The sequence below is a fragment of the Deltaproteobacteria bacterium genome, assembly GCA_009929795.1.
In the GTDB taxonomy this organism is placed as follows: Bacteria; Desulfobacterota; Desulfovibrionia; order Desulfovibrionales; family Desulfomicrobiaceae; genus RZZR01.
Genome location: RZZR01000103.1, coordinates 1 through 8,181 on the forward strand (window position 1 = coordinate 1; position 8,181 = coordinate 8,181).

An 8,181-nucleotide genomic window follows, 5' to 3' on the forward strand; every position below is an offset into this window, starting at 1 on the left:
ATGGCCAGCCTGCGGATTCCCGGATACGGGTACGGCATCCTCTACGACTACGGCATTTTCTACCAGTCCATTGTCAACGGCTGGCAGGAGGAGAGTTGCGACAATTGGAGAAGGCAGGGGGTTCCCTGGGAGATCCTGCGGCTGGAAAGCCTCTTTGAGGTCAATTTCTACGGTCGTTCCGAGAGCTACTACGACGACGAGGGCCAACTGTGTTTCCGCTGGGTGGATACGGGCAAGGTCATGGCCGTGCCCTGCGACATCCTGATCCCCGGACACGGCGGCCGGCACGTGACCAACATGCGCCTCTGGGTGGCCCAGTCGAGCCGGGAATTCAGCCTCCAGGATTTCAACCGCGGCGACTACATGGGGGCCATGGAAGACAAGGTCATCAGCGAGAACATCACCAAGGTCCTCTATCCCAACGACGAGCAGGCCCAGGGCAAGGAACTCCGCCTCAAGCAGCAGTACTTCCTGGTGGCGGCCACCTTTCAGGACATCATGCGCCGCTTCAAGAAGGAGCATTCGTCCCTGGCCGATTTCCCGGACTACGTGGCCGTTCAACTGAACGACACCCACCCGTCCATCGCCGTGGCCGAACTCATGCGCCTGCTGGTGGACGAGGAGCGGATGGAATGGGACGAGGCCTGGGACATCTGCACGAGGACCTTTGCCTACACCAACCACACCGTTCTGCCCGAGGCTCTGGAAACCTGGCCCGTGGACCTCATCGGCCACGTCCTGCCCCGGCATCTGGAAATCATCTACACCATCAACCACCATTTTCTCCAGAAGGTGGCCGATCGCTTTCCAGACGACACGGGTCGGCTGGCGAGGATGTCCCTCATCCAGGAAGGACCTGTCCGCCGGGTCCGCATGGCCAATCTGGCCATTGTCGGCAGCCACACGGTCAACGGCGTGGCCGCCCTCCACTCGGATATCATCCGGCAAGGCCTGTTCCGGGACTTCGACGAGTTCTTCCCCGGCAAGCTGACCAACGTCACCAATGGGGTCACACCCCGGCGCTGGCTCCTGCAGATCAACCCGGACCTGTCCGACCTGATCACCTCGGCCATCGGCCCCGAATGGGTCTGCGACCTCGACCGCTTGAAGGACCTCGTTCCCCTGGCTGAAGACACCCAGTTCAGGAAGTCATTTGCCGAGGCCAAGCTGGCCAACAAAAAGCGACTGGCCCGCTACGTCCTCCGCAAGATGGGCATGGGCGTGAACCCCCACACCATGTTCGACTGCCAGTTCAAGCGGATGCACGAATACAAGCGCCAGCTCCTGAACGTGCTCCACGTCGTCACCCGCTACAACCGGCTCAAGGAAGACCCCGACCTCCCCTGTCCGCCCCGGACCGTGCTCTTCGGCGGCAAGGCTGCCCCGGGCTATTTCATGGCCAAGTTGATCATCAAGCTCATCAATTCCGTGGCCGAGGTGGTCAACAACGATTCCGAGGTCAACAAGCGGCTCCGGGTCCTGTTCCTACCCAACTACTGCATCTCACAGGCCGAGAAGGTCATCCCGGCCGCGGACCTCTCGGAGCAGATCTCCACGGCCGGGTACGAGGCCTCGGGCACGGGCAACATGAAGTTCTCCCTGAACGGGGCCCTGACCATCGGCACCTTGGACGGGGCCAACGTCGAGATCATGGAGGAGGTCGGCGAGGACAACATCTTCATCTTTGGCCTCAAGGCCGGGGAAGTCGAGGCCATGCGCCGGAACGGATACGACCCGGGCCGCTACTACGATTCCGACCCCGACCTCAAGGCCGCCCTGGACATGATCGCTTCGAACCGGTTCGCCCCCCTGCAGCCGGAACTGTTCAAGCCAATCATCGACGCCCTGCTCAGAAACGGCGACTTCTACATGCTCCTGGCCGACTACCGGCCCTACATGGATGCCCAGGACCGGGTCGACGCCCTGTTCACCGACAAGGACCAATGGATTCGCAAGGCCATCCTGAACACGGCCAACATGGGCAAGTTCTCCAGCGACCGGGCCGTCATGGAGTATGCCCAAAGGATCTGGAAGACGCCTCCGCTGGATCCGGAACTCTTGCGTGGCTGACGGTCCGGTGCAAGAGGGCATAACTCAGTTGAACCCATGGCAAAATTCTGCTTGACATGGATAAATTTTTTATTGGAAACAAATTTCATTGACTCTAACTTGGATGGTCACAATCATGATCAAAGAATTGAACAATCACGAAAGCGGCAAGGCATTGACTTCGACCATGGAAGACTATCTCGAGGCCATCTACGACATCGGCAATGAGAAACGGGTTGTCCGGGTCAAGGATATCGCCGAAAAACTCGGCGTGAGAATGCCCACCGTCACCAGCATGCTCAAGACGCTGGATTCAAGAGGCCTGATCGAATATGAGAAATATGGATACATCGACTTGACCTCAAAGGGAGAAAGCGTCGGACAGGACATCCACCGAAAACATGAAATTCTGTTTCGCTTTCTGACCGGCATCCTGAAAATCGATCCCGTTACGGCCGATGAAGAAGCCTGCAAGGTCGAGCATGCACTTGGAGAGGAAACCTTGTGCACTCTGGTCAAGTTCATGGAATTCATCCAGGCCTGCCCCCGTCTCGGGGATGACTGGCTGAAGAATTTCGAGAAATTCAAGGAGCATGGATTGGATCCGGAGGAATGCGAGGTTAAGTCCAAGGCCTTTGTCGAAAATCTTTGCAAAAAAATCGACTCGACCGAACACGATGGGCGGTGATGGTGGACACCGCCTTTCACGTTGACGTTTAAACCTCGCCGTGACCGTGCCGGGACTGTCCACCCGGATGGGCGTGCGTGTGGGTATGCAGGATGTCTTTTTCCTGGGCCACGAGCCTGCCGTCTTGAAGCACGGCCAAGCTGTTCGCCACGTGATCCAGAAAATCCCAGTCATGGGTGACCAGAATCTGGGCCTGGGGCAACCCGACCAGAATATCAATCAGTTTTTGCCTCGTATCTTGGTCCAGGTCGTTGGTGGGCTCGTCCAGAAGAATGATCCGAAGCTGCATGGCCAGGACCGTGGCCAAAGCGACCAGCCGTTTTTCCCCACCGAAGAGCTTGTGGGTGACTCGCCCTTCAAACCCCTCCAGACCTAGTTTGCGCAAGGTGTCCAATGCCCTCTGCCTGGCCTGGACCGGGGACAGGCCTAGGTTCAGAGGGTCAAAGGCCACGTCTTCGAGGACTGTCGGCATGAATAGCTGATCGTCGCTGTTCTGAAAGACCAGACCGACATTCTTTCGAAGCCTGGCCCAACCCTCCTTGGTCTGCACCTCCTCTCCATTGTATCCGATTGTCCCGACCAGGGGGCGCTCAAGACCCATGATGACCGAAAAAAGTGTGGTCTTGCCTCTTCCATTAGGGCCGATGACCCCGAGTCGGAGAGGCTGGGACTGGCTAAAACCTTTGACCGAGGGTTTCGACATTAAAACCTAGGAGTGGAATTGGATGAGAGGCTTGACAGGATAAGGGCCCGAAACGATTCCATACACATACGGGCTGGTCGGGGAGCGGGAGGCCTGAACGAATTGAAGGCTATCCCAAAAAGCTAAACCTTTAACTCGTTCAGTCTCAAAGAAAACCCTGGGCCGGGGCTCGGCGAAAAGCTTGGCCCGACAGACTGTTACCCTTTGTTCAGGGTCGAAAAGAAGGCCTCTGCCCAGTCCCGGGCCTGGACGTGAAAGCTCTTGAGCATTCCCATGTCCAGCCCCAACTGCTGGGTCTGGTCTTCCAGAGCGGCCCATTCCCCATCCTCGAGAAAGGACAGGAGATGGAACAAGGGAAGATATTCGCTGTTGGCATCCCGGCGAAGGGCGGCCTTGAGCTTGGGGTCCAGAGGTAGCTTTTCGGTCAACTCGGACATCTCCATCCCCAGGATGACGTCCAGCAGGGAGAAGATACCGACCAGAAACAGGGTGCTGGAATTAAACCCCCACCAGTCGTACTCCGTGGACAGAAGCTCAAAAAACTTGGCCCGCTGTAGGGACAGGGATGCCAATTCCAGGGGAATCTCCTCCTGCCCGGCCATGTCGGCCAGAATCACGGCCCGAAGCCAGATCTTGAGCTTGTTCCAGCCCAATAGCGTAATGGCTTGGTCGATGGACTGGATCTTGCGCATGAGCCCGAAATAGGGGCTGTTTAGGTAGGACAGCAGCCGAAAGCTGATGGACACATCCGAACTGATGGCCGCGGCCAGGGCCTTGAAGTCCGGGTCTTCGGATTCCATGAGCCGAAAGAGGTTGATCCGGGCCGCGTGGCTGGAGGACAGCTTTCGGCCGGGCATAGGCTCGGGTTCCTTGAAAAAGCTTCCCTGATAGAGGTGAAAGCCCATATCCTTGGCCTTTTCGAACTGCTCGATGGTCTGTACGCCCCGGACCAGCAGCTGGGTCTTGGTCATGGCCGCCCGCATGCCCAGCCCATTGACCTTGGCCGTGGCGAACTCCTGGCACAGGATGTCGGCTTGGCTGCACATTTCATAATCAACGGTTCCCGGGTCCATGTCCATGGACACCAGATAGCCTTCCTGGCGCATGGACTGCAGGGCATCGAGAACACCTGCATTGGTGCCGGCTCCGGCCAGTGCACGAAGGACGCCGTGACCCGGAGGCAGAACGTGGGGAACGCCGTCGATGATGCTCTTGGCGTCAAAGGCCACGGCCACCTTTTTCCCTCTGTCCATGGCATCCTGCAGGCCGAGGTAGGCCGTTGACGACACCGAGGCCGAACTCTCCCGTTGGGAAAAGACCTTGTATATCCCTCCCTCTCCCAGTTCGGCACCGAGAAGCTCGTAGCCCCAGATCCGGCGTTGCTTGTCCAGGATGGGCTGCTTGGTGAAAAAGACGCCGGGCTGGGCCGCGGCCCCGGTTCCTGATCTCTGGTCGGATGCGGTCATGGTCGTTTCATCCTTTGCTCGGGTTGAGGTTTGATCCTCGCGGGTCTTTCCACCATCAAGTGCGCATTTTAGATCGGACGTCTGAGCCTTGACAAGACCCGAACCGGTCAGGCCGGAGCCACCAAGGAGGGCTCGTACCCCTCGGGCGGTTCGTACCCCAGTAGGGTGCAGATGGTCGCCGCCACGTTGGCCAGACCGGGCTCGGGAACCCCGGACAACCGGAAGGCGTTCTCCTGGCAAGAGTCCTTGACGATGAAGGGGACCGGGCTCAGGGTGTGAGCGACCATGGGCGTCTTGTGGCCCTTCTTCATGGTCCACATGCAGTCGGCGTTGCCGTGGTCGGCCGTGATCACGGCAATGCCCCGGGCCTTGCGGACCGCCTCCAGAATTCGGCCCAGACAGAAGTCCACCGTGGCCACGGCGATACGCACCGCCGCCTCCACCCCGGTGTGTCCGACCATGTCCCCGTTGGCCAGGTTCAGACGGATAAAGCGGTATTTCCCGCCGGCCACGGCCTCCACGACCTTGTCCGTAATCTCGGCCGCCTTCATCCAGGGCCTCAGATCAAAAGTGATCTTGTCCGAAGGGACCTCCTCGTATTTCTCAAGGTTCCCGTCGATGTATCCTGAACGGTTGCCGTTCCAGAAATAGGTCACATGCCCGAATTTCTGGGTCTCGGAGATGGCGTAGGACGTCACCCCTGTCCGGCACAGATACTCACCCACGGTCCCAGAGATAGCCGGCGGCTCCACCAGAAAGTTCTTGGGAATCAGGGCGTCTCCGTCGTACTGCATCATCCCGGCGTAAAAGACTTTGGGCACCCGGACCCGGTCGAACTCGGTAAAATCCGGCTCCTCGAAGGCCCGGGAAATCTCGATGGCCCGGTCACCTCGGAAATTGAAGAAGACCACGGCGTCCCCGTCCTGGATCGTGCCCACCGGGCCGGTTCCGTCGCAGACCACGAAGCTATCCATGTACTGATCGGTCATCTCCGGGTCCTCGGCGTAGTAGGTCTCGATGGCCTTCGAAGCCGATGGAAAGCACCGCCCCTGTCCCAGAACGTGAGTCTTCCAGCCCTGTTCCACCACCTGCCAATTGGCGTTGTAGCGGTCCATGGTCGTCACCATTCGGCCTCCGCCCGAGGCGATCCGGTAATCCCGGCCGGCCGTGGACAGGGCTGCCAGCTTGGCCTCCAGGGGTTCGACGTAGCGCAGGGCGCTCTTCTGGTCCACGTCCCGGCCGTCCAGCAGGGCATGGACCCGGACCCGGGCCATGCCAACCTCGGCGCATGTGTCCAGCAGGGCATACAGCTGGTCTACATGGCTATGGACATTGCCGTTGGAGACCAGGCCGATGAAGTGGGCCGTGCCTCCGGCCCGCCCGGCCTGTACCACCCGCTTCCAGGCCTCGCCCTCGAAGACCCGGCCCGAGGCGATGGCCTCGTTGACCAGCTTGGCCCCCTGGGAAAAGACCCGGCCGGCACCCAATGCGTTATGACCCACCTCGGAATTGCCCATGTCCCCGTCCGAAGGCAGTCCAACCGCCGTGCCGTGGGCCTTGAGCCGGGTCGCCAGAGGTTCCTGCATCAAAGAGTCCAGCACTGGAGTGTAGGCCATGGATACACCATCGCTCTCGTCCCGGGGACCGAGGCCGACTCCGTCCATGATGACCAGAACCACCGGGCCGGGGCAGGGCCGTATGCCGGTTATGGGCTTCAGAGGATAGATATCCATGATCTGTTCCTTGCTTCTGATTGAAAATTCGTGGATCGTTGTCTTCGGCCTACAGCAGGTTTTCGGGAGTGGCAACAGGCGGCCTCTCGGCCGGGGAAGAGGGGGACAAAAGCAAGGGGCAGGCCAGGAACCAAACCGGGCTATACGCCCAGATAGCGCTCCTGAAGGGCTCGATCAGCGGCCAGTTCGGCCGTTGGCCCGGCCCAGACCACCCTGCCCTTCTCCATGATGAAATGCCGCTCGGCAATGGCCATCAGGGATTCGAGATTCTTGTCGATGACCAGGATGGCCAGGCCCTTGTCCTTGAGAATGGACAGGGCTCGCCATATCTCCCGCCGGATGAGGGGGGCCAGGCCTTCGGTGGCCTCGTCCAGGATAAGCAGACGAGGGTTGGTCATCAGGGCCCGGCCCACGGCCAGCATCTGCTGCTCTCCGCCCGAGAGCTGGTTGCCGTAGTGTCTGATCCGTTCCCTGAGTCGGGGGAAAAGTTCGAAAATATCGTCGAGGCAATAGGGATTGGGCGCTCCGTTGCGGTTGGCGGCTGTGGCCGTCAGGTTCTCACGGACCGTCAGGGTCGGGAATATCTGCCGGCCCTCGGGCACCAGGCCCAGACCCAGGCGGGCGATGCCATGGCTGGGCAGCCGCTCTATCCTTTGCCCGGCAAAGGTGATGGCCCCGGTCCGGGGCGGAGTCAGGCCCATGATGGACCGGATCGTGGTGCTCTTGCCCATGCCGTTTCTCCCCAGCAGGGTGACCACCTCGGACTCCCGTATCTCCAAGGAGACCCCGAACAGGGCCTGGCTCGACCCGTAGAAGGTCTCGATTCCCTCCAGATGCAGCATCCTCAGCCCTCCTCCCCCAGATAGGCCGAGCGGACCAGGTCGTTGGCCCGGATCTCGTCCGGAGTTCCCGTGGCCACGTTCTGGCCATTGACCAGGACCGTGATCATGTCGGCCAGGGAGAAGACCACTTTCATGTCGTGCTCCACCAGCAGGATGGTCAACTGCCCCTTGAGTCCCCTGATGAGCTTGGACAATTCCACGGTCCCCCCCGGTCCCAGCCCGGCCATGGGCTCGTCGAGAATCAAGAGCCGCGGCCGGCCCACCAGGGTCATGCCCACATCCAGCTGACGTTTCTCGCCGTGGGACAGCTGCCCGGCCGGACGATGGGCGCTGTCCTCCAGGTCGAACCGGGCCAGGGCTTCGGGCAGCAGCTTTCGAACCCGCCGGGCGTTCAGGGCCCGCCGCCAGAAGCGGAAATTGTGCCGGTTCCCGGCCAGGATGGCTAGAGCCAGGTTCTCGGCCACGCTCAAATGCTCGAAGACCGAGGTGATCTGGTAGGACCGGGCCAGGCCCAAGCAGGCACGGGCATGGGGTTTGAGCCGGGTGATGTCGGTCCCGCCGAAACGGATGCTCCCCGCATCGGGCAGGATGTCCCCGCTCAACTGGTTGACCAGGGTGGTCTTGCCCGCCCCGTTGGGACCGATCAGGGCGTGGATGTGCCCCTCCCGGACATCCAGTGAAAAGTCCACCGTGGCCGCCA

Annotated in this window: 7 protein-coding genes; 2 read left to right on the forward strand and 5 right to left on the reverse strand. The window is 60.5% G+C overall.

Translation table 11 applies throughout. From position 1 onward, the window contains the following. The coding region (gene glgP / locus EOM25_10415; GenBank protein NCC25591.1) for a glycogen/starch/alpha-glucan family phosphorylase at positions 1 to 2,070 on the forward strand (2,070 nt) is incomplete at its 5' end. A gap of 127 nt (positions 2,071 to 2,197) precedes the next feature. After that, positions 2,198 to 2,737, forward strand: coding sequence for a metal-dependent transcriptional regulator (locus EOM25_10420; GenBank protein ID NCC25592.1), 540 nt, complete (start codon positions 2,198 to 2,200; stop codon positions 2,735 to 2,737). 28 nt (positions 2,738 to 2,765) lie between these two features. On the opposite strand, the gene EOM25_10425 is transcribed toward EOM25_10420, so the two are convergent. The 5 genes from EOM25_10425 to EOM25_10445 form a co-directional block, all read right to left on the reverse strand. Further along, positions 2,766 to 3,440, reverse strand: a complete 675-nt coding sequence (locus tag EOM25_10425) for an ABC transporter ATP-binding protein (GenBank protein ID NCC25593.1) — start codon at positions 3,438 to 3,440, stop codon at positions 2,766 to 2,768. 197 nt (positions 3,441 to 3,637) lie between these two features. After that, positions 3,638 to 4,906 (reverse strand): HDOD domain-containing protein, encoded by a 1,269-nt coding sequence (locus tag EOM25_10430; protein ID NCC25594.1) that lies wholly within the window; start codon positions 4,904 to 4,906, stop codon positions 3,638 to 3,640. 107 nt (positions 4,907 to 5,013) lie between these two features. Further along, positions 5,014 to 6,639 carry a 2,3-bisphosphoglycerate-independent phosphoglycerate mutase gene (locus tag EOM25_10435; GenBank protein NCC25595.1) on the reverse strand — a complete coding sequence of 542 codons (1,626 nt, stop codon included), beginning with the start codon at positions 6,637 to 6,639 and terminating at the stop codon, positions 5,014 to 5,016. 140 nt (positions 6,640 to 6,779) lie between these two features. Then, on the reverse strand, positions 6,780 to 7,481 hold the full coding sequence (locus EOM25_10440) for an ABC transporter ATP-binding protein (protein ID NCC25596.1): 702 nt from the start codon (positions 7,479 to 7,481) through the stop codon (positions 6,780 to 6,782). 2 nt (positions 7,482 to 7,483) lie between these two features. After that, a partial coding sequence (locus tag EOM25_10445; GenBank protein NCC25597.1) for an ABC transporter ATP-binding protein occupies positions 7,484 to 8,181 on the reverse strand: 698 nt, incomplete at its 5' end.